Below are 19,711 nucleotides of genomic sequence, written 5' to 3' on the forward strand. Positions count from 1 at the left end.
GCGGGCCGGAGCCGTGGGCCTAGCATGTGAGGCGTGATCCGTGTCCTGCTCGTCGACGACGACCCGCTCGTCCGTCGCTCCCTCCGGCAGATCCTCGACAGCGACCCGCGCCTCACCGTCGTGGCCGAGGCCGACGACGGGGACGGCGCCGTCCCCGCCGTGCAGGCGCACCACCCCGACGTGGTGGTCATGGACCTGCGCATGCGGCGCGTCCACGGCGTCGAGGCGACCGCTGCGGTCCGGCGGCTCCCCGACCCTCCGGAGGTCGTGGCGATGACGAGCTTCGGTGCGGACGAGCAGGTGCTCCGGGCGCTCGACGCCGGTGCGCGAGGGTTCCTGCTCAAGGACGCGACGCCGACCGCGATCAAGGAGGCCGTGCACGCCGTGGTCGCCGGTGACGCGTCGCTCTCCCCCGCCGTCGCGCGGTACGTGGTCGACCACGTGACGAGCGACCCGCACGGACCGGCGCGGGCCGCCGCGTCCCGGGAGCTCGACGGGCTCACCGACCGTGAGCGAGCGGTGGCCCTGGGGGTGCACGCCGGCCTCACCAACGACGAGATCGCGCAGCGCATGTACGTCAGCGCAGCGACCGTCAAGACCCACCTGAGCAGCGTCCTCGCCAGGCTCGGCCTCGAGGGGCGGGTCCAGCTCGCGATCCTCGTCGAGCGGTCGGGTACCGCGGCACAGGGCTGACGACAGCTGAGGGCCGCCGCTGACGTCGGCTGACGACGCGGTCTGTCTCCCGGCCCTGCGCCTTCTCAGCGGCGCGTCTGGTACCGGGTGAGGACCACGCCACCGTCGAAGGTCCGCGTCTCCACGAGGTCCAGCCTCAGCCAGCGGTCTCGCGCGGCGAAGAACGGGGCACCGCCGCCCAGCACGACGGGGTGGGTGACGACCGCGTACTCGTCGACCAGCCCGGCGCGCATCGCCGACCTGCCGAGCGTCGCACCGGCGACCCGCATCAGCCCGCCGTCCCCGGCCTTGAGCCGGGCGATCTCCGCGACCGCGTCGCCGGAGACCAGGCGAGCGTCCCAGCCGAGGGCGTCAGCAGGACTGCCTCCCCCGGCCCCCGCCAGCGACGACGAGAACACCACCTTGGGCGTGTCACGCCAGTTCTGCGCGTAGGCGGCCTGGGCAGGGGTGGTCCCGGGCTGCTGGTCGCGGGTGGGCCAGTAGGCACTCATGTCCTCCCACAGGCGGCGTCCGTAGAGGAGCAGGCTGACCGCCTGCTCCTCGTGGAGCCACCACTCGAACAGCTCGTCGCTCGGCTCGCTCCAGGAGAGGTCGTCGCCCGCTGCAGAGACGTAGCCGTCCAGGGACACGTTCAGGCCGTAGGTGAGTCTGCGCACGGTGGCACCCCTCGTCGACCGGCGCTGAGATCCTCCGCTACCCGACGAGCGCCGCGTCGTCGGAGTCGACCTCAGCCTTCCACGCCGCCTTGTCGCTGCGCCAGCCCTCCTCGGTGCGGCCGCGGCGCCAGTACCCGGAGGCGGACAGCGCCTCGACCGGCACGCCGCGCTCACCGCGCAGGTACCTGCGGATCGTCTTGACGAAGCCGGCGTCGCCGTGCAGGAACACCTGCGGCTCGCCCTCCGGGAAGGCCCACCCGGTGACGGCCTCGACGAGCGGGGAGTCCTCGCTCCCCGGGACGGCCGGTCCTTCCACGGCGCGATGGACCCAGACCACGAGCGGTCCGTCGTCGGCGGAGACCCCGGGCGAGGTGAGGGGCAGCTCGCCGGACGGACCGTCGACCTCGACGAAGGCCTTGACCCGCGCCCCCGCGGGCACCGCCTCGAGTGCCGCCGCGATCGCGGGGAGCGCGCTCTCGTCGCCCACGAGCAGGTGCCACCCGGCGTCCTCCGACGGGGCGTAGGCGCCGCCCGGCCCGAGGAGCGACATCGGGTCGCCGGGCTGTGCCGAGGCGGCCCAGGGGCCCGCGAGGCCCTCGTCGCCGTGCACCACGAAGTCGATCGCGAGCTCCGCGGCCTCGGCGTCGTACCAGCGCACCGTGTAGGTCCGCTGCCGGTCCCGCTGCCCCTCGACCTCGGGCGGGAAGCACAGCTTGACGTAGCGGTCCGTCCAGACCGTGGGGTCGAAGCCGACGAGCCCGGGACCGCCGAGGACCACGCGGACCATGTGCGGGGTCAGTCGTTCGGTCCGGACGACCGCGGTCTCGGTCGGGACACGGACGGGACGGGGTTCGGGTGCCACGGTGGAGCCTCCAGGAGATTGACTAAGGCAAGCCTAACCCCGAAGGCCCGGTCCGTGCGCCCTCCAGGAGGGCGCACGGACCGGGCCGCCGTGGAGCCGAGACTCAGCCCGCGGTCCCGCGACGTCGTCGTACCGTGCGGACCGTGACGGCTCCGGCAGCAGCCAGCAGCAGCGCGAGGGCTGCGAGGAGCGTGACGTCGGCGCCGGTGACGGCGAGACCCGACCCGGGCTGGGCCGCACCTGCTCCGGCCACCGCGGGCTCCGTAGGGTCACCCTCCTCGTCACCGGGGCCCGGGTCGACCGGGACCGGCACCGGGACGGCCGTCCCGTCGTCAGCCACCGTGACGACCAGCGCCACCGACTCTGCCGCGACGAAGGCCGCGTCACCGGAGTAGGTGACCACGACCGTCCGGTCACCGACCGGCAGGTCCGGGAGCGTGAGGACGGCAGCACCGTCGACGAGCTCGGCAGCCACCTCGACGGGCGCGCCGTCGACCGTGGCCGAGACCGCACCTGTCGGGACACCCGCGGCGGGAGCCTGCGGGACGACCGAGACCGTGAGGTCGGCAGCGCTGGCCGCGAGGACCGCGGCACCGGCGTCCGTCAGGTCTGCGGTACCGGAGGAGGCCACCGCGGAGCCTGCCGACGCCGGGGGGCCCGCCGTCGCCACCAGCACGTCGACACTGCCCTGCGCCACGACGAGCGGCACCGTCCCGCTCTCGACCGGCGAGTAGCGGGAGTCACCGAGGTACCGCACGGCGAGGCTGTGGTCTCCGACCGGCAGGGCCGGGACCTCGAGGGCCACGGCGCCGTCGACGAGGGCCACCGGCGCACCGGTCGGTGCGCCGTCGACCACCAGCTCGACCTCGCCCGACGGGCCCGTCGGGTAGCCCGAGCCGACGGTCACGTCGAGGACGACCGGCTCGCCGGACACGGCCGACGTGGCCGACGCGCCGACGGCCAGCGTCGGCTCGGTGACGATGGTCGGCACCGGTACGCGCGACCAGTCCTCGGCCGTCATGCCGGACGCGAGGTAGAACCCCACGTACGACGGCTGGTTGTACGTGGTCTGCTGTCGCGCCACCTCGGCCCGGTACTGCGGGTCGTGCATGAGCGTGTACATCTTGGTCCCCGAGACCGTCGCGCTCGTGTAGATGCGGATCGCCGAGGAGTCCTCGGTGCGGACCAGCAGCTCCTCGCGCCAGTCGCCGAAGATGTCGGCGACCAGGGACGGGGTGCCCTTGGTGCCGTTGTTGGTCAGGGTGCCGGTCGCGGTCAGCAGCGCGTCGCCGGTCGCCACCTCGCGGATCACCGGTGTCTGCGTGCCCGACCCCTCGACGACCTGACGGGTGAGGTCCGGCTGCCAGAGGATGCTCATGTTCGTCCCCGGGGTCGCCGGGGTGAGGAGGTCCCCCTGCGCCGAGTGGAGCCCCGCACCGGAGGTCCCGTCCGGCATGCCGGCCCACACCTCGATGCCGCGGTTCCCCGGGACGACGTCACCGATCATGCCGCGCCCGGTGTCCCGGCCGGAGTACGCACCGAAGAGCACCTCTCCGGTCTTCGCGTCGCGCATGGCGTAGCCGTAGGGCGCCCACTCGCCGCCCTCGTGCACGGTGAAGATCTCCAGACCGGGGCGGTCCGGGTCGATGTCGGTCACGTGCATCGCGTCACCGTGCCCGAGCTTGGCCAGGTCACCGGCGTTCGGGCCGTCCGGGATCGTGTCGTACGAGCTGTAGAGCAGCGACTGCCCGTCGCTGTCGATCGTCGCGGAGCCGTAGACGATCTCCTGCTTGCCGTCTCCGTCGACGTCGGCCGAGCTGAGCGAGTGGAAGCCCTGGGTGGTGAGGGTGCCGAAGACGGGGTCGGTCCCCTCCACACCGTGCGGCCCGTCGTTGAAGGGGTTGCTCATGGGCGTCCAGCCGCTGTCGACCGTCCAGCGCTCGGTGAGGTTCGTGCCGTCCCAGTCGTAGGCGACCAGGGCGGAGCGTGTGTAGTAGCCGCGGGCGAACACGGCGCTCGGGCGCTCGCCGTCGAGGTAGGCGACCGTCGACAGGAACCTGTCGACGCGGTTGCCGGGCTCGATGCGGGACATCGCGTAGTCGCCCCACATGAGCCCGTCGTCGTGGCGCTCGGGCGTGTAGGGCACGGTCTGCAGCTCCGCACCGGTCTCCCCGTCGAAGACGGTGAGGTACTCGGGTCCGTCGACGACGAAGCCCTCGAACTCGCGGAGCTTGTTGTTCGTGCTCCGCTTCGGCGCGTACACGTCGATGAGGTAGTCCGCGACCTCGCCTGCGTCCTCCTGGGACAGCGGGTACGTCATCTCCGGCAGCGGCGTGAGCTCGGGGTGGGCCAGCGCCTCTGCGAGCGTCGCGGGCCACGCACCCGAGACGACCTCGGGGTGCTCCGACCACCCCATGAACATGTCGACCAGGTGCTCGCGGTAGTCGTCGGCGCTCATGCGGTAGTCGTCGGCGTGCGTGTAGCCCGCGTCGACGTCGGACTGCGGCATCGTCACGTAGGACTCCGCCGTCACCTGGCCGTCGGCGTCGAAGGTGGTCGACCGGGTGCCCGGCGCGGTCTTGAGCATCATCTCGGCACGGCCGTCGCCGTCGAGGTCGTAGACGAGGAACTGGGTGTAGTGGGCACCCGCGCGGATGTTGACGCCGAGGTCGATCCGGTGCAGGAGCGTGCCGTCGACCCGGTAGGTGTCGACGTACACCGGGCCGGTGTAGCCGCGCTGCGAGACGTCCTTCGCGTTCGACGGGTCCCACTTGACCACGAGCTCGTAGGTGCCGTCGCCGTCGACGTCACCGACGCTCATGTCGTTCGCGGAGTAGGTGTAGGTCTCGCCCACCGGGGTGACGCCGTCGGCCGGGCGCTCGAGCGGGACGTCGCGGAAGGTGTCGGCCCAGGGCGTGACCTCGGCGCTGGGCTCCTGCTCGACGCCGTCGACGAGAGCGGCGACCTGGTAGACGGACCCGGTCGACCCCTCGGGGTCGAGGAAGGTCGTGCTGTCGGTGACCGTGCCGATCGCCATGCCGTCGCGGTACACGACGAAGTCGGAGCCGGTCATGCCGGTCTCCGAGGAGCCGGAGACCTCCTGGCCGAGCAGGCGCCACCCGACGAAGACGCCCTCGTCGGTGAGGGCCGCGACGAGGCCGCGGTCGAGGTGCTCGAGACGAGGCACGGTCGCGGCGCCGTCTGCTGCGGTGGCGAGCGGGCCGGCTGCCGTCGCGGCGCCGGGAGCTGCCCCTGGGGAGGCGAGCGCCGCGGTGCTGGTGAGGACGAGCGCCGAGGCGACGGCCAGGGCCAGCGCCCCGCTCCTCGTCCGACGTGGGTCGAGACTCATCATTGAATCCTTTCACTACCCCCGGGCGACGCGGCTCGTCACAGGCTCGGGGTGGTCCGCGCACGGTTCGACGAGCCGCGGTCCACGATGACCGCAGCAGTCCGGGAGAGCGCTTCCCGACGATCGAGTATCGACATCACCCGGGTGAGATGTCAACCGCACGACGACAAGAGCCCTGCACGACCGTGGCAGGTCGTGCAGGGCTCTCGAGGCGATCGGGGTGTCGCGAGGGTCAGTACCCGGTCGCCCCGGCGGTGGCGCTGGCCGCAGGGCCGGTGCCGTCGTCGTCGAGCCCGTCGAGCACAGCTGCCGTCCCTGAGAGCCCCAGACGGGTGGCACCCGCGGCGATCATCGCGAGGGCGTCGGCCGCGGTGCGGACCCCGCCGCTCGCCTTGACTCCCAGACGTCCGCCGACGGTCCGGGCCATGAGCTCGACCGCGTGGACGCTCGCCCCACCCGCGGGGTGGAAGCCGGTCGACGTCTTGACGAAGTCTGCCCCCGCGGCCTCGCTGGCCTCGCAGGCCTTGACGATCTCGTCGTCGGTGAGGGCGGCCGACTCGATGATGACCTTGAGCACCGTCGGGTGGGCGGCGGCAGCACGCACGGCCTCGATGTCGGCCTGGACCTGCGCCCAGTCACCGGACTTCACGGCACCGAGGTTGATGACCATGTCGACCTCGTGCGCGCCGTCGAGCACCGCGTGCGCCGCCTCGGCCGCCTTGACCTCGGCGTGGTGCGACCCGGACGGGAAGCCGCACACGGTCGCGATCTTCACCGTGCTGCCGGCGGGGAGTGCGATCGGCAGCTTCGACGGCGAGATGCAGATCGAGTAGGTGCCCAGCGCAGAGGCCTCCTCGGCGAGGGCCGCGACGTCCGCGTCGGTCGACTCCGGCTTGAGCAGCGTGTGGTCGACGTACTGCGCGAGCTCTTCGCGGCTGAGGGTCTGGTGGCTCATCGTTCTCTCCGTGGTTCGGGTCTGTCCCGTGGGCCTGGTCGGCCGTCGGGGGTAGGTCGGCCGCTCGCGCGGCTGCGGTGGGGAGCTCTCACTCCCCCGCGACGGCTGCGTAGCCGGCGAGGATCTGCTCGCCGAGGGCGTGGCGCTCGTCGTGGTGGATGAACGCGCTCCAGGCTGCTGCCAGGGTCGCGTCGCGCAGGTCGTCGAGGGTCCATCCGGCCTCGTCGACCAGCAGGGTCATCTCGCGCGTCATGCTCGTGGCGGACATGAGGCGGTTGTCGGTGTTGACGGTCACCGCGAAGTCGAGGTCGCGCAGCCGCGAGATCGGGTGCTCGGCGACCGTGCCGGCGATGCCGGTCTGCAGGTTCGACGACGGGCACAGCTCGAGGGGGATCTGGTTGTCCCGCACCCAGTGCGCGACCCGACCGAAGACCGGGTTGTCGGAGTCGAGGTCGGTGATGTCCTCGACGATGCGCGCTCCGTGGCCGATGCGGCTCGCCTGGCCGACGTGCACGGCCTCGGAGATCGAGTCGACCCCTGCGGCCTCGCCGGCGTGGATGGTGGCGGGGAACGACGCGTCGTTGAGCGTGCGCCAGGCCTGCGGGAACCTGGAGGGCGGGAAGCCGTCCTCGGCGCCCGCGATGTCGAAGCCCGAGACCCCACGGTCACGGTTGGCGAGGGCGAGCTCGACGATCTCCTCCCAGCGGTCGGCGTGCCGCATGGCGGTGATCAGCTGACCGACCCGGATCGTGTTCCCGGCCGCCGCCGCCTCGGCGACGCCCTGGTCCAGCCCCTCCTGCACCGCGTCGACCGCGTCCTGCAGGCTGAGCCCGCGCGTGAGGTGCTGCTCAGGTGCCCAGCGCTGCTCGGCGTAGACGACTCCGTCGGCCGCGAGGTCGACGACGGCCTCGCGGGCGACGCGGGCGAGGCCCTCGCGCGTCTGCATGACGGCGATCGTGTGGTCGAAGGTCTCGAGGTACCGGACGAGGGTGCCCGAGTCAGCCGCCTCGAAGAACCAGCGACGCAGCTCCTCGGGGTCCGTCGTCGGCAGCTCGTGGCCGATCTCGGCGGCGAGCTCGACGATGGTCTCCGTGCGCAGACCACCGTCGAGGTGGTCGTGCAGGAGGACCTTGGGCAGGGCGGCGATCGGCAGCGCAGAAGTCATGGGGCAACCGTACCGCTATCAGTGCCTCAGACGGCCGTCCGACCGCGGTCTGGGAAGAGCGTCTGGTAGCACCGGCAGCAGCACCCAGGTGACGTGCGACCAACCGCCGAGCGACGGCCGTGCCACGCCCCCGGAGCGCAGGTGGTCCTCGGTCACCGGGTGCAGCCGCCCGCTGCTCGGCTCGTAGACCTCGAGGGCGGAGCCGTCCGGGCTCGTGAGCACCACGACGTGCCGTGGGACCGCAGCGGCGAGCCCGGCGCGTGTGTCGCCGCCGGTGTAGAGCGGGACCGGGACGCCCGCGCGCGCCCAGGCGACGGCGGCGTCGAGCAGGGGTCGGCTCTGAGGACGCGAGTCGACCACCAGGCGGTGCGTGTACCGCACAGGCCCGCAGCGGGCTGCACGAGCCGCAGCCCAGGGCGGCGTGCCGAGCGCGCCGGGCCACGGCAGGCCGAGCAGGGCGCGTCGGGTGGTCGCGGCCTTGGTGCGCCGCTGCGCGACCTCCGCCGCACCGGGGCGTGCGAGCTCCCGCGCGAGCGCGTCGTCCCCGACGGCGGCGGTGAGGACGAGCGCGGCCGAGCCGCAGGTGGTGCCGTCGACCTGGACGGCCCCGCGACCGAGGGCCGCCAGGACCTCACGTGCGCGGCCAGGGGCGGGGAGATCGACGCCCGAGGAGTCAGGCAGGCCTCGCCAGCCGGAGTGGTCGTGGGTGCCAGACCCGTCGCGTGGGCGCGGCGGACCTGGCGGCACGGGCGCGCGGCCGCCACCCAGCCACCACAGCAGCTCGGAGAGCTGTCGTCCCGGCCTCGTCACGCGGCGCCGACAGCCTGTGCCACGGCGAGCGTGGCACCGAGCGCACCCAGCAGGACGACGGCGACGACGAGACGCTCGAGCGCACGTCCGTCGCGGGGCCGCCCCACGACGAGGGCGACCGCGACACCGACCGCGAGGACGGCTCCGAGGAGGACCAGCAGCCACATCTCCTCACGCAGGGCCGTGAGCATGAGGACCAGGGACCCGAGCACCACCCCGAGGAGCGAGCGCTGCCACGCGAGCGCGGTGCGCTCCGGCTGTGCCCCGTAGAGGTCGGCCCGAGCCCGGTGCGGCTCGCCAGTCACAGCGCCGTGCCCCTCACGATGCCGTCCCGGTCACAGCGTCCCGCCCGTCATAGCGTCCGGCCCGTCACAGCGCCTCATCTGTCACAGCGCCGACGCGACCGCGTACCCGGCCAGCAGCAGGGCCATGACCACGACCCCGCCCGCGAGGACGGGCAGCGCGACCGGTGCGGGCAGCGGTGCGCCGGTGCGCAGCGCGCGCTCGTAGCGCTTCCACGTCCACCAGCCGTACACCGCGAGGACCGCTCCGGCGAGGCAGGAGACCGCCGCGACGACGTCCAGGAAGATCGGCAGCTCGGCGAAGGTCGCGAAGGACGTGAGGGCGACGCCGCCCGCGACCAGGCCCAGCCCGGTCCGCACCCACGCGAGCGCGGTGCGCTCGTTGGCGAGGGAGAACCGGGCGTCGGGGTCGTCGCCGACCCCGTACACCGAGCGGGGCCGTCGGGCGTCGCCGGCCACCTGTCAGTCGATCCGGGCGATGATGAGGTCCTGGTGGACGTCACCGCGGGGCTCGGCCTCGACCGTGATCGAGTGGCGGGCGATCTCGAGGGCGCGGTCGAAGCGCTCGGGGGTGTCGGTGTGCAGCGTGAGGATCGGCTGGCCGGCGACCACGCGGTCGCCCGGCTTGGCGTGGATCTCGACACCGGCGCCGGCCTGCACGGCGTCCTCGCGGCGGGCGCGCCCGGCACCGAGGCGCCACGCCGCGATACCGACGTCGAGCGCGTCGAGCCCGGTGAGGACACCGTCGGACTCGGCCAGGACCTGCTGGTTCTCGGTCGCGACCGGCAGCGGCGCGTCGACGTCGCCACCCTGGGCGGAGATCATCGCGCGCCAGCGGTCCATGGCCCGGCCGTCGGAGAGCGCAGCACGCACCTCGTCGGCGGCCACGTCGCGGCCCGCGCCGGCGAGCATCTCCACGGCGAGCGCCACGGTGAGGTCGACGACGTCGGCAGGTCCACCGCCGGCGAGCACCTCGACGGACTCGCGGACCTCGAGGGCGTTGCCCGCGGTGAGGCCGAGCGGCGTCGACATGTTGGTGAGCAGCGCGACGGTGCGGACACCTGCGTCGGTGCCGAGGTCGACCATGGTGCGGGCGAGCTCGCGCGCAGAGGCCTCGTCCTTCATGAACGCACCCGTGCCGACCTTGACGTCGAGGACGAGCGCGCCGGTGCCCTCGGCGATCTTCTTGCTCATGATCGACGACGCGATGAGCGGGATCGCCTCGACGGTGCCGGTGACGTCGCGCAGCGCGTAGAGCTTGCGGTCGGCCGGGGCGAGGCCGGAGCCCGCCTGGCAGATGACGGCGCCGACGTCCTCGAGCTGGCGCATCATCTCGTCGTTGCTGAGCGCCGCGCGCCAGCCGGGGATGGACTCGAGCTTGTCGAGCGTGCCACCGGTGTGGCCGAGGCCGCGGCCCGAGAGCTGCGGGACCGCGACGCCGAACACGGCGACGAGCGGTGCGAGCGGGAGGGTGATCTTGTCGCCGACGCCACCGGTCGAGTGCTTGTCCGAGGTGGGGTGCGACAGCGCGGAGAAGTCCATGCGCTCGCCCGAGGCGATCATCGCGGCGGTCCAGCGGGAGATCTCGTCGCGGTCCATGCCGTTGAGCAGGATCGCCATGTTGAGGGCAGCCATCTGCTCCTCGGCGATGACGCCGCGCGTGTACGCGTCGATGACCCAGTCGATCTGCTCGGGGCTCAGCGTGCCCTTGTCGCGCTTGACGCGGATCACGTCGACGGCGTCGAAGGCCTCGGCCTTGCGCTGGGTGTCCTCGGGAAGTGGCACGTCTGTGGCTCCGTTCGTGGGTGGGCGCGGGCCGCGGTCAGCGGGCCGCCCGGTGGTGAGGTCTGCTGAGGCGTGGTCAGGAGACCGCGGCGCCCCGCCAGTCTAGGACAGGGCGGGGCGCGGCGGTCGGGTGCTGCGGGGGCTGCCGTCAGGCGTCGGCAGCCCGGGTGACGAGGTCGTCCGGGCCGAAGGCGTCGGGCAGCACCTCGCTCATGGGGACGATGCCGCGCGTCGTCTCGACGAGCAGCGACGGCCCGCCGTGCTCCCACAGGAGCTGGCGGCAGCGGCCGCACGGCATGAGGGTGTTCCCGTGGCCGTCGACGCAGGTGAAGGCCACCAGGCGTCCGCCGCCCGAGGCGACGAGCGAGGACACGAGGCCGCACTCTGCGCAGAGCACGACGCCGTAGGCGGCGTTCTCCACGTTGCACCCGGTGACCACGCGGCCGTCGTCGACGAGCGCTGCTGCGCCGACGGGGAACTCGGAGTAGGGCGCGTACGCCTTGGTCATGATGTCGCGGGCAGCCGTGCGCAGGCCGTCCCAGTCGATGGTCTGGCTCACGGGTCAGCCCTTCACGTAGGGCTCGCCGGCGGCAGCCGGTCCACGGACGCGTCCGACGAGGCCGGCGACCGCGAAGATCGTCACCACGTACGGGAGCATGAGCATGAACTGGTTGGGGATCGGGGTCTCGAGGACCCCGAGCACCTGCTGGAGCTTGTCGGCGAAGCCGAACAGCAGCGCCGCGCCGAGAGCACCGACCGGTGACCAGCGGCCGAGGATCATCGCGGCGAGGGCGATGTAGCCCTTGCCCGCGGTCATCTCCTGGCCGAAGGCACCGACGGAGCCGAGCGTGAAGAACGCCCCGCCGAGACCGGCCACGGCCGAGCCGAGGAGCACGTTGCCCCAGCGCGTCTTGTTGACGTTGATGCCCACGGTGTCCGCAGCCTGCGGGTGCTCTCCCACCGCGCGGACCCGCAGGCCCCAGCGGGTGCGGAACAGCGCGACGGCGATGACGGCCACCGCGATGTACAGCAGGTACACGATGATCGACTGGCGGAACAGCACAGGCCCGAGGACGGGGATCTCGGAGAGCAGCGGGATCGGCAGGGTCGACAGGCGCGGCGGCGAGTTGAGGGTCGCCGCGTTCTCCTTGAGGACCGAGCTGAACAGGAAGCTGGTGAGCCCGACGGCGAACACGTTGAGCACCACACCGACGATGATCTGGTTCACCGAGTACTTGACGGTGAAGAGCGCGAGCAGCGAGCCGATGAGCAGACCCGCGACCGGGGCTGCGACGAGACCCAGGTAGGCGTTCCCGGTGATCGACCCGAAGACCGCTGCGCCGAAGGCCCCGAGGAGCAGCTGTCCCTCGATCGCGATGTTGACCACACCGGCACGCTCGTTGAGCAGACCGCCGAGGGCGCCGAAGGCGAGAGGCACGGCGAGGAGCAGCGACCCCTGGAAGAGGCTGACGAGCGAGGTGCTCTTGTCGGTCACCGCCCAGACGAGGAAGGTGAAGACCCAGATGACGCCGAACACGACGGGGACCCACGTGCCCACGCGCAGCCCCTGACGGACCCGCAAGAACGAGTACGCGGCGAGCAGCAGCGCGAGGACCGACAGGACCGTGGCCGTGACCTGCGACGGCAGCCGGATCGGGTCGATCATGAAGAAGTCCGTCGACGTCGAGACGCCGAAGGTGGTCGTCGACCCGGCGCTGCCGAGCACGCCGAACACCACGAGCGACAGGACGCCGAAGCTCGCGAGGACGATCGGCAGACGGTACGCGCGGACGGGACGGGTGGTCGACACGTCGCCGACCAGGACGTCGGTGGCGGTCATGCGCTGGCACCCTTCGTGAGAGCGGGCTGGGAGGGCAGCCGGAAGATCGCGCGGACCAGGGGCGGCGCCGCGATGAACAGGACGACGAGAGCCTGGATGACCAGGACGATGTTGATCGACGTCCCCGTGCTGCTCTCCATCACGCGGCCGCCGACGTTGAGGCCGGCGTAGAGCAGACCCGCGAAGAAGATACCGAGCGGCTTGGACCGTCCGAGCAGGGCCACGGTGATCGCGTCGAAGCCGATGGACCCGGCGATCCCGCCGGTGAGCGCCTTCTCGGTGCCGAGGATCTGCACGGCCCCGGCGAGACCGGTGAGCGCACCGGAGACGACCATGACGAGCACGAAGGACGACGAGACGGCCATGCCTGCGGTCCGGGCGGCGTTCGGGTTGGACCCGACGGCGCGGAAGCGGAAGCCCCAGGTGGAGCGCGTCATGAGCCACCAGACGAAGAACGCGGCGAGGATCGCGACGACGAACCCGGCGTGCAGCCGGAACTGGTCTCCCAGGAGCAGCGGCAGCTGCGCGTTCTCGCGGATGCCGGGGCTCTTGGGCTGGTTGGAGCCCTCACGGGTGAACGCCGAGGTCGTGAGCAAGAACGCCACCAGGTACAGCGACACGTAGTTGAGCATGATCGTGACAATCACCTCGTGCGCCCCGGTGCGCGCCTTGAGGAACCCGGCGATCCCGGCCCACACCCCACCGGCGAGGATGCCGCCGAGGAGCGCGAGCAGGAGGTGCAGGACGGGCGGCAAGGACCAGGTGAAGCCCACGTACCCGCCGATGGCCGCACCCATGAGGACCTGCCCCTGGGCACCGATGTTGAACAGGCCGGCGCGGAAGCCGATGGCGATGCCGAGCGCCGCGATGATGAGCGGCGTCGCGACGGTCATCGTCTCGGTGAGCGGTCGCAGCGCGCGTGCCGCGGTCGGGGCGTCGTAGTTGAAGACGGCTCCGCGGAACATCGCCGTGTAGGCGTCCGTGACGGAGGCCCAGGCGGCGCCGAAGAAGTCTGCCGGCCTGGCGAAGATGTAGCTCGCGGCGTCGGTGACGTCCGGGTCGACGGCGATGATGAGGAGGCCGCCGATGACGAGGGCGAGGACGAAGGCCAGGACGGTCACCCCGAACCCGCCGGTGGTCACCTCGCGCAGGACCTGGGCCGCGCGGCCCCCGGTCGCAGCGGTCGGCTGCTCGACGTCCTTCGCCGGTGGGACGGCGGGGCCGTCCTTCTCGGGCTCGGTGCGCTGGTCGTTCACTGGGTCTTCCCTGTCTGGTCGTCTCGAGGTGATGCCGGGCTGGTGGCCTGGGAGATCGCCTCGTCGTGCGGGACGCCGGCCATCATGAGGCCGAGCACGTCACGGGGGGTGGTGGAGGGGACGATGCCGATGATCTTGCCGCGGTACATCACCGCGATCCGGTCGGCGAGCTCGACGACCTCGTCGAGCTCGGTCGACACGATGATCACGGGCGTGCCGTTGTCGCGCTCCTGGACGATCCTGCGGTGCAGGAACTCGATGGACCCGACGTCGACGCCGCGGGTCGGCTGGCTCGCGATGAAGAGCTTGAGCGGACGGGACAGCTCGCGGGCGAGCACGACCTTCTGCTGGTTTCCGCCCGAGAGGCGTCCGACGTGCTCGGTCGGTCCCTGGGTGCGGATGTCGAACTCCGCGATGCGCTTCTCGGCGTTCGCGCGGATCGCCGCGAGGTCGAGAGCGATCCCGCCCTTGGCGTACGGCGGCTTGTCGTAGAGGTCGAGGACGAGGTTCTCGGCGACGGAGAAGTCGAGCACGAGCCCGTCCACCTTGCGGTCCTCGGGGACGAAGCCGACGCCGGCGCGCAGCACCTTGTCAGGGCTGAGACCGGTGATCTCACGGCCGTCGAGGCTGATGGAACCGCTCGCCGCGGGGAGCAGGCCGAGGATCGCCTCGGAGAGCTCCGTCTGGCCGTTGCCCTGGACACCCGCGATAGCGACGATCTCGCCCTGCGCGACATCGAAGGTGACGTCGTCGACGACGGCCTGACCGGTCGGTGAGGTCACCGTGAGGTGCGAGACGGTGAAGGTGCGCTCCCCCGGGGTCGCCGGTGCCTTGTCGAGACCGAGGGAGACGGCACGACCGACCATGAGGGAGGCGAGCTCGCCCTCGGAGGCCGTGGGCTCGGCCGATCCCATGACCTTCCCGCGGCGGATCACGGTGATGACGTCGGCGACGGCCTTGACCTCGCGGAGCTTGTGGGTGATGAAGACGATCGAGGTGCCCGCTGCCTTGAGCTGGCGCATGATCTCGATGAGCTCGTCGGTCTCCTGCGGCGTGAGCACCGCGGTGGGCTCGTCGAGGATGAGCACCTTGGCCTCGCGGGCCAGGGCCTTGACGATCTCGACGCGCTGCTGGACGCCGACCGGGAGGTCCTCGACGACGGCGTCGGGGTCGAGGTCGAAGCCGAAGCGGCTGGACAGCTCGCGGACGCGCCGGCGGGCGGTCTCGAGGTCGAGGAAGCCTCCGGCCTTGGTGTCCTCGCTGCCGAGCATGACGTTCTCGGCGACGGTGAACACGGGGACCAGCATGAAGTGCTGGTGCACCATGCCGATGCCGGCGCGCAGGGCGTCACCCGGACCGCGGAAGGCCACCGGGGCGTCGTCGACGACGATCTCTCCCGAGTCGGCCTGGTACAGCCCGAAGAGCACGTTCATCAGGGTGCTCTTGCCTGCGCCGTTCTCGCCGAGGAGGGCGTGGACCTGCCCTTCTTCGACGACCAGGTCGATGTGGTCGTTCGCGACGAGCGGCCCGAAGGACTTGGTGATCCCTCGCAGTTCCAACTTCACGTGCGTTCTCCTTCAAGCGCGCCGACAACCTGCCAGCGACAGTAGACCAGAAGAGGCCCAGCCGGCCCGACGTGCGTCGGGCCGGCTGGGCCGGTCGTTCAGCGGTGCGTCACGGGGCGCTCGGGGACTCCACCACGATCGTGCCGTTGATGATGTTCTCGCGGAGCTCGTCGACCTTGTCCTTGAGCTCCTGCGGGACCTCGGAGTCGAACTCGTGGAACTCGGCGATGTCCACGCCGCCGTTCTCGAGGGTGCCGACGTACGCCTCGGGCGAGAAGGCGCTCTCGGAGGCCGCCGTGATGACGTCCTCGACCGCGACGCTGATGTCCTTGAGGACCGAGGTCAGGATGACGTCGGCGAACTCGGGCTTCTCGAGCGCACCGTCCGAGTCGACCCAGATGACCGAGACGCCCTCGGCGTCCGAGGCCGCGGCCAGCGCGCCGGAACCGACCGGACCGGCGACCGGCATGATGATGTCAGCACCCTGGTCGATGAAGGTCTGCGTGAGCTGCTGGCCCTTCGACTGGTCCTCGAAGTCACCGGTGAAGGACCCGTTCTGGGCGTCCTTGTCCCAGCCGAGGACCGTGACGTCGGTGCCGTTGTCCTCGTTGTACTTCGCGACGCCGTCCACGAAGCCGTCCATGAAGATGGAGACGGTCGGGATCTGGATGCCGCCGAAGGTGGCGACCGTGCCGGTCTTGGTCATGCCCGCGGCGACGTAGCCACCGAGGTACGCGGCCTCGGAGGTGTTGAAGCTCAGCGGCTTGACGTTGGGGAGCTCGATCGGGGCGCCGTCTGCGTCTGCGGCGGTCGAGTCGACGATCGCGAACTCGGTGTCCGGGTTGGCCTGCGCGGCGTCGCCGGTCGCGGTGCCGAGCAGGAAGCCGACCGTCACGACGATGTTGCAGTTGCTCGCGATGAGGTTGTCGATGTTCGGGGCGAAGTCCGCCTCGGTCTGTGACTCCTGGGTGGTGACCTCGATGCCGAGGGCGTCCTCGGCGGCGCTAAGGCCGTTGAAGCCGGACTCGTTGAAGGACTTGTCGTCGAAGCCGCCCGAGTCGGAGACCATGCAGGCCTTGAAGTCGGAGGACGCCTCGGTGGCGCCGCTGGCGCCGGTGGTCGCGTCGTCCTCGGGTGCGTCACCGCAGGCGGACAGGACCAGAGCAGCGGCGGCCGTGACGGCAGCGAGCTGAACAACTCTCTTCACGTGGAACTCCTGGTGTTCTTGTCGAGGAGCCGTTCCGGACGGGGCCACCTGCGCGGGCGCCGTTGCAGCACGCAGGTGGGCCCGGACGACCCTTGGTGACACGCACACTAGTGGTCCGTCGGTTAACAGGGTGTTACCGGAGGGTCACAGGGGCCCTTCGTTACCAAACTGCAAAGGGACCGCATCTCGAGACTTCACCCGCGCTTCACCCGCGGCCGGTGACGGCGACGCGGGCGAGCATCGCGACACCCAGGCCGATCGCGTCCTCGTCGACCTGCATGTCGCCCTGGTGGATGTCGTAGGTGTGCCCGCCCGGGGTGCGTGTGCCCAGCCGGACCATGGCCCCGGGGACCTTGGTGAGGTACCAGGCGAAGTCCTCCCCGCCCAGCGACTGCTCGGTGAGCAGCACCGACTGCGCGCCGATGGTCTCGCGGGCCGCGGCCTCGATGGCCGTGGTGCAGCGCTCGTCGTTCTCGACCGGCGGGACACCCCGCTGGTGCACCACCTCGACGTCGACGCCGTACGGTGCCACGACCTGCTCGACGGCGTCGTGGAGGACCTGGGCCGCGTGCTCCCAGGCCCGGACGTCGAGGCACCGGAGCGTGCCGCGGACCGTGCCGGTCGCCGGGATGGCGTTGTGCGCCTGGCCGGCGTTGACAGCCCCCCAGGTGAGGTTGACACCTGAGCGCGGGTCGAGGCGTCGTCCGAGGACGGCGGAGACCTGGGTGATGACCTGTCCGAGGGCGAAGACGACGTCGCCCGTGAGGTGCGGCCGCGAGGTGTGCCCGCCGCTCGAGGTGATGATGACCGTGACCTCGTCGGAGGCCGAGGTGATCGGGCCGATGCGCGAGCCGATGGTGCCGCGGTCCGTCTTGGGGTCGCAGTGGACGGCGTAGATCTCCTCGACGCCCTCGAGCACGCCCTGCTCCAGCAGGTCGAGCGCTCCCCCGGGCTGGACCTCCTCGGCCGGCTGGAACACGAGCCGGACGGGCCGGTCGAGCTCGCCGGCGTCGTGCAGCGCGGCGAGCACCAGGCCGGCGCCGAGGACCACGGTGGTGTGGACGTCGTGGCCACAGGCGTGGGCGACGCCGTGCACGGTCGAGGCGAAGGGCAGGCCCGTGGTCTCGACGAGGGGCAGGGCGTCGATGTCGGCGCGCAGCGCGAGGCGGCGCCGTCCGCTCTCCGCGGGGGTCGGACCGATGTCGCAGGTGAGCCCGGTGCCGGCGAGCAGGCGCGGCTCCAGCCCGGCCGCCCGCAGCCGCTCGGCGACCAGCGCCGTGGTCCGGGTCTCGGTGCGCGCCACCTCGGGGTGCGCGTGGATGTCCCGGCGGATCGCGACGAGCTCGTCGTGGAGCCCTCCCACGAGGGCGGCGATGCGGTCGGCGGAGGCGACGTTCCCAGAGGTGCTCACCGGTCGAGGTTATCCCTGACCACGCCCCCGGCCACCGGAGCGACCGCTCTGCGGTCGGTGGGGCACACCCGGCGCACGGTGGGCTACCCCTCGGCCTTCGCCTCCGCGGTCAGGAAGCAGCTGGACGTGACCCTGATCCCGAATCGGTCCCCTGCCACTGCCGAGACATTCCCGCCCCTGTCGGACGTCATGTCGGCGTACTGGACGCCCGTGCCGTCGACGAACCTGGAGGTCTCGGCAAAGCCGTGCTGGGCCGCGACCTCCTCGACGATCTCGAGCGCCCGCTCGCCCTGGTCGCCTCCACCGGGGAGCGCGCCTCGCGAGCGCGCTCCCTCAGACAGGGCTCCGGGGATCTCGCTCTCCGGCGGCGTGCACCCGGCTGCACCCCTGCGCACCTCGTCGTGAATCCAGTCGACAGGACCGAGCTCCACCTCCAGGGCCGTACGGATGTCACCGAGCACCATGGCCGAGGTCCCCTGCTCCTCCTCGAACGACGGGAGACCCATGAGGACACGACGCGCATCGACCACCTCGTCGTCCGAGGGCAGTCCAGCCATACTCCTGTCAGGGACCAGCACCGTCCAGATCAGCGCTCCGGCGACGAGGAGCGCGCACCCGAGCAGCACCAGGACCAGCCCAGGCCCTCCCCGTGCACGGTCCCTGGCACCGGTGCGCACCTCGACCGACCTCGTCTGCCCGGTCACAGCAGCTCGTCGAGGCCGCGCTCTCGGAGCTCGGTGACGATGTCCTTGACCTGCTGCGCGCGGGCGCGGGTGGTGACGAGGATGGCGTCGGGGGTGTCGACCACCACGACGTCGTCGAGGCCGAGCACGGTCACGACGCGCTTGCCGCCCGGGACGACGACCGAGCCGGCGCTCTGCACGCGGACCACCAGGCCGGGGTCGCCGAGCACCTTGGAGCCGGAGCCGTCCTCGGAGGGCAGGAGCGCGGCGAGGGAGTTGAAGTCGCCGACGTCGTCCCAGCCGAAGGTGCCGGGGACCACGACGACCCCGCCCTGCGCTGCGACGGGCTCGGCGACGGCGTGGTCGATGGCGATCTTCTCGAGGGCGGGCCACACCCGGGCGACGACCTCGTCGCGCTCCGGGGTGTCCCAGGCGCGCGCGATGGTGCGCAGGCCGTCGTGCAGCTCGGGGCGCTGCTCGGCGAGGTGACCGAGGAGGACCGAGGCGCGCGTGATGAACATGCCCGCGTTCCAGCGGTACTCCCCCGTCGCGAGGTACCGCTGGGCGGTGAGGGCGTCGGGCTTCTCGGTGAAGCCGAGGACGTGGCGGGCGCTCGGCGCACCGGCCAGGCCGAGCGGCTGCCCGCCGTGGATGTACCCGAAGGCCGTCGACGGCCGGGACGCCGCGATGCCGATGGTGACGACGTAGCCCTCCTCGGCCGCGGCGATCCCCTCGCGGACCGCCTGCTCGAAGGCGTCGCGCCCGGCGATCACCTGGTCGGCGGCGAAGGACCCGAGGACGACGTCACCGTGGCGCTCCTGCAGCACGGCGGCGGCGAGACCGATGGCGGCCATCGAGTCGCGCGGGGACGTCTCGGTGAGGATGTTCTCGGCCGGCAGGTCGGGGAGCTGCGCGGCGATCTTCGGCGCGTGCGCCGTGCCCGTGACGACCACGACGCCGTCGGGCACCGTCAGCGGCGAGACCCTGTCGACCGTCGCCTGGATGAGCGACCGCCCCGACCCGGTGAGGTCGTGCAGGAACTTGGGCTCGTCCGCCCGCGACAGCGGCCAGAGCCGGGTGCCCGCGCCGCCGGCAGGGATCACGGCGTAGAACGGGGTGCTCGGCTGGTCCGGACGGGCAGGCTGCGGCGACGAGGAGGACATGGACCGAGC

General features: G+C 71.9%; 18 protein-coding genes and 1 pseudogene. 1 reads left to right on the plus strand and 18 read right to left on the minus strand.

Annotation, left to right across the window (positions count from 1 at the left end; all coding sequences use genetic code 11):
- Nucleotides 1-33: 33 nt before the first annotated feature.
- Nucleotides 34-693: a response regulator gene (locus SKED_RS12580; RefSeq protein WP_012867535.1), complete on the plus strand. Its 660-nt coding sequence runs from the start codon at nucleotides 34-36 to the stop codon at nucleotides 691-693.
- A gap of 65 nt (nucleotides 694-758) precedes the next feature.
- Here the strand turns inward: SKED_RS12580 and SKED_RS12585 are convergent, their stop codons facing one another.
- The 18 genes and pseudogenes from SKED_RS12585 to SKED_RS12660 all read right to left on the minus strand — a co-directional run bounded on the left by SKED_RS12585 (nucleotide 759) and on the right by SKED_RS12660 (nucleotide 19,702).
- On the minus strand, nucleotides 759-1,349 hold the full coding sequence (locus SKED_RS12585) for a dihydrofolate reductase family protein (protein ID WP_012867536.1): 591 nt from the start codon (nucleotides 1,347-1,349) through the stop codon (nucleotides 759-761).
- A gap of 37 nt (nucleotides 1,350-1,386) precedes the next feature.
- A complete protein-coding gene (locus tag SKED_RS12590; RefSeq protein WP_012867537.1) occupies nucleotides 1,387-2,211 on the minus strand; it encodes a siderophore-interacting protein in 825 nt (274 codons plus the stop codon).
- A 103-nt stretch (nucleotides 2,212-2,314) separates the two neighbouring features.
- Complete coding sequence (locus tag SKED_RS20755) at nucleotides 2,315-3,202, minus strand: Ig-like domain-containing protein (RefSeq protein WP_281044541.1); 888 nt, start codon at nucleotides 3,200-3,202, stop codon at nucleotides 2,315-2,317.
- A pseudogene (locus SKED_RS20875) lies at nucleotides 3,200-5,560 on the minus strand (rhamnogalacturonan lyase); the annotation flags it as partial. The gene SKED_RS20755 and the pseudogene SKED_RS20875, both read right to left, overlap by 3 nt.
- A 232-nt stretch (nucleotides 5,561-5,792) precedes the next feature.
- Nucleotides 5,793-6,515 carry a deoxyribose-phosphate aldolase gene (gene deoC / locus SKED_RS12600; RefSeq protein WP_012867539.1) on the minus strand — a complete coding sequence of 241 codons (723 nt, stop codon included), beginning with the start codon at nucleotides 6,513-6,515 and terminating at the stop codon, nucleotides 5,793-5,795.
- An 88-nt stretch (nucleotides 6,516-6,603) separates the two neighbouring features.
- Complete coding sequence (locus tag SKED_RS12605; RefSeq protein WP_012867540.1) at nucleotides 6,604-7,680, minus strand: adenosine deaminase; 1,077 nt, start codon at nucleotides 7,678-7,680, stop codon at nucleotides 6,604-6,606.
- An 18-nt stretch (nucleotides 7,681-7,698) separates the two neighbouring features.
- The gene (locus SKED_RS19075) at nucleotides 7,699-8,490 is read right to left on the minus strand and encodes a hypothetical protein (protein ID WP_012867541.1); all 792 of its coding nucleotides are present in this window, start codon (nucleotides 8,488-8,490) and stop codon (nucleotides 7,699-7,701) included.
- Nucleotides 8,487-8,795, minus strand: a complete 309-nt coding sequence (locus tag SKED_RS19080) for a DUF202 domain-containing protein (protein WP_012867542.1) — start codon at nucleotides 8,793-8,795, stop codon at nucleotides 8,487-8,489. The genes SKED_RS19075 and SKED_RS19080 overlap by 4 nt, the downstream gene beginning before the upstream one ends.
- A gap of 81 nt (nucleotides 8,796-8,876) precedes the next feature.
- Nucleotides 8,877-9,251, minus strand: coding sequence for a YidH family protein (locus SKED_RS12615; RefSeq protein WP_012867543.1), 375 nt, complete (start codon nucleotides 9,249-9,251; stop codon nucleotides 8,877-8,879).
- A 3-nt stretch (nucleotides 9,252-9,254) separates the two neighbouring features.
- On the minus strand, nucleotides 9,255-10,577 hold the full coding sequence (locus SKED_RS12620; RefSeq protein WP_012867544.1) for a thymidine phosphorylase: 1,323 nt from the start codon (nucleotides 10,575-10,577) through the stop codon (nucleotides 9,255-9,257).
- 148 nt (nucleotides 10,578-10,725) lie between these two features.
- The gene (locus SKED_RS12625; RefSeq protein WP_012867545.1) at nucleotides 10,726-11,136 is read right to left on the minus strand and encodes a cytidine deaminase; all 411 of its coding nucleotides are present in this window, start codon (nucleotides 11,134-11,136) and stop codon (nucleotides 10,726-10,728) included.
- Between the two features lie 3 nt (nucleotides 11,137-11,139).
- Nucleotides 11,140-12,417, minus strand: coding sequence for an ABC transporter permease (locus SKED_RS12630; protein ID WP_012867546.1), 1,278 nt, complete (start codon nucleotides 12,415-12,417; stop codon nucleotides 11,140-11,142).
- Nucleotides 12,414-13,673, minus strand: a complete 1,260-nt coding sequence (locus SKED_RS12635) for an ABC transporter permease (RefSeq protein ID WP_012867547.1) — start codon at nucleotides 13,671-13,673, stop codon at nucleotides 12,414-12,416. Before SKED_RS12635 ends, SKED_RS12630 begins: the two co-directional genes overlap by 4 nt.
- Nucleotides 13,670-15,238 carry an ABC transporter ATP-binding protein gene (locus tag SKED_RS12640; protein ID WP_012867548.1) on the minus strand — a complete coding sequence of 523 codons (1,569 nt, stop codon included), beginning with the start codon at nucleotides 15,236-15,238 and terminating at the stop codon, nucleotides 13,670-13,672. The genes SKED_RS12635 and SKED_RS12640 overlap by 4 nt, the downstream gene beginning before the upstream one ends.
- 109 nt (nucleotides 15,239-15,347) lie before the next feature.
- Nucleotides 15,348-16,445, minus strand: coding sequence for a BMP family lipoprotein (locus tag SKED_RS12645; protein WP_012867549.1), 1,098 nt, complete (start codon nucleotides 16,443-16,445; stop codon nucleotides 15,348-15,350).
- 205 nt (nucleotides 16,446-16,650) lie between these two features.
- A complete protein-coding gene (locus SKED_RS12650; protein WP_012867550.1) occupies nucleotides 16,651-17,856 on the minus strand; it encodes an amidohydrolase in 1,206 nt (401 codons plus the stop codon).
- 83 nt (nucleotides 17,857-17,939) lie between these two features.
- On the minus strand, nucleotides 17,940-18,560 hold the full coding sequence (locus SKED_RS12655; RefSeq protein ID WP_012867551.1) for an LppA family lipoprotein: 621 nt from the start codon (nucleotides 18,558-18,560) through the stop codon (nucleotides 17,940-17,942).
- Nucleotides 18,557-19,702, minus strand: coding sequence for a mannose-1-phosphate guanylyltransferase (locus SKED_RS12660; protein ID WP_012867552.1), 1,146 nt, complete (start codon nucleotides 19,700-19,702; stop codon nucleotides 18,557-18,559). The genes SKED_RS12655 and SKED_RS12660 overlap by 4 nt, the downstream gene beginning before the upstream one ends.
- Nucleotides 19,703-19,711 lie beyond the last annotated feature (9 nt).

It is taken from the genome of Sanguibacter keddieii DSM 10542 (genome assembly GCF_000024925.1).
GTDB lineage: Bacteria > Actinomycetota > Actinomycetes > Actinomycetales > Cellulomonadaceae > Sanguibacter > Sanguibacter keddieii.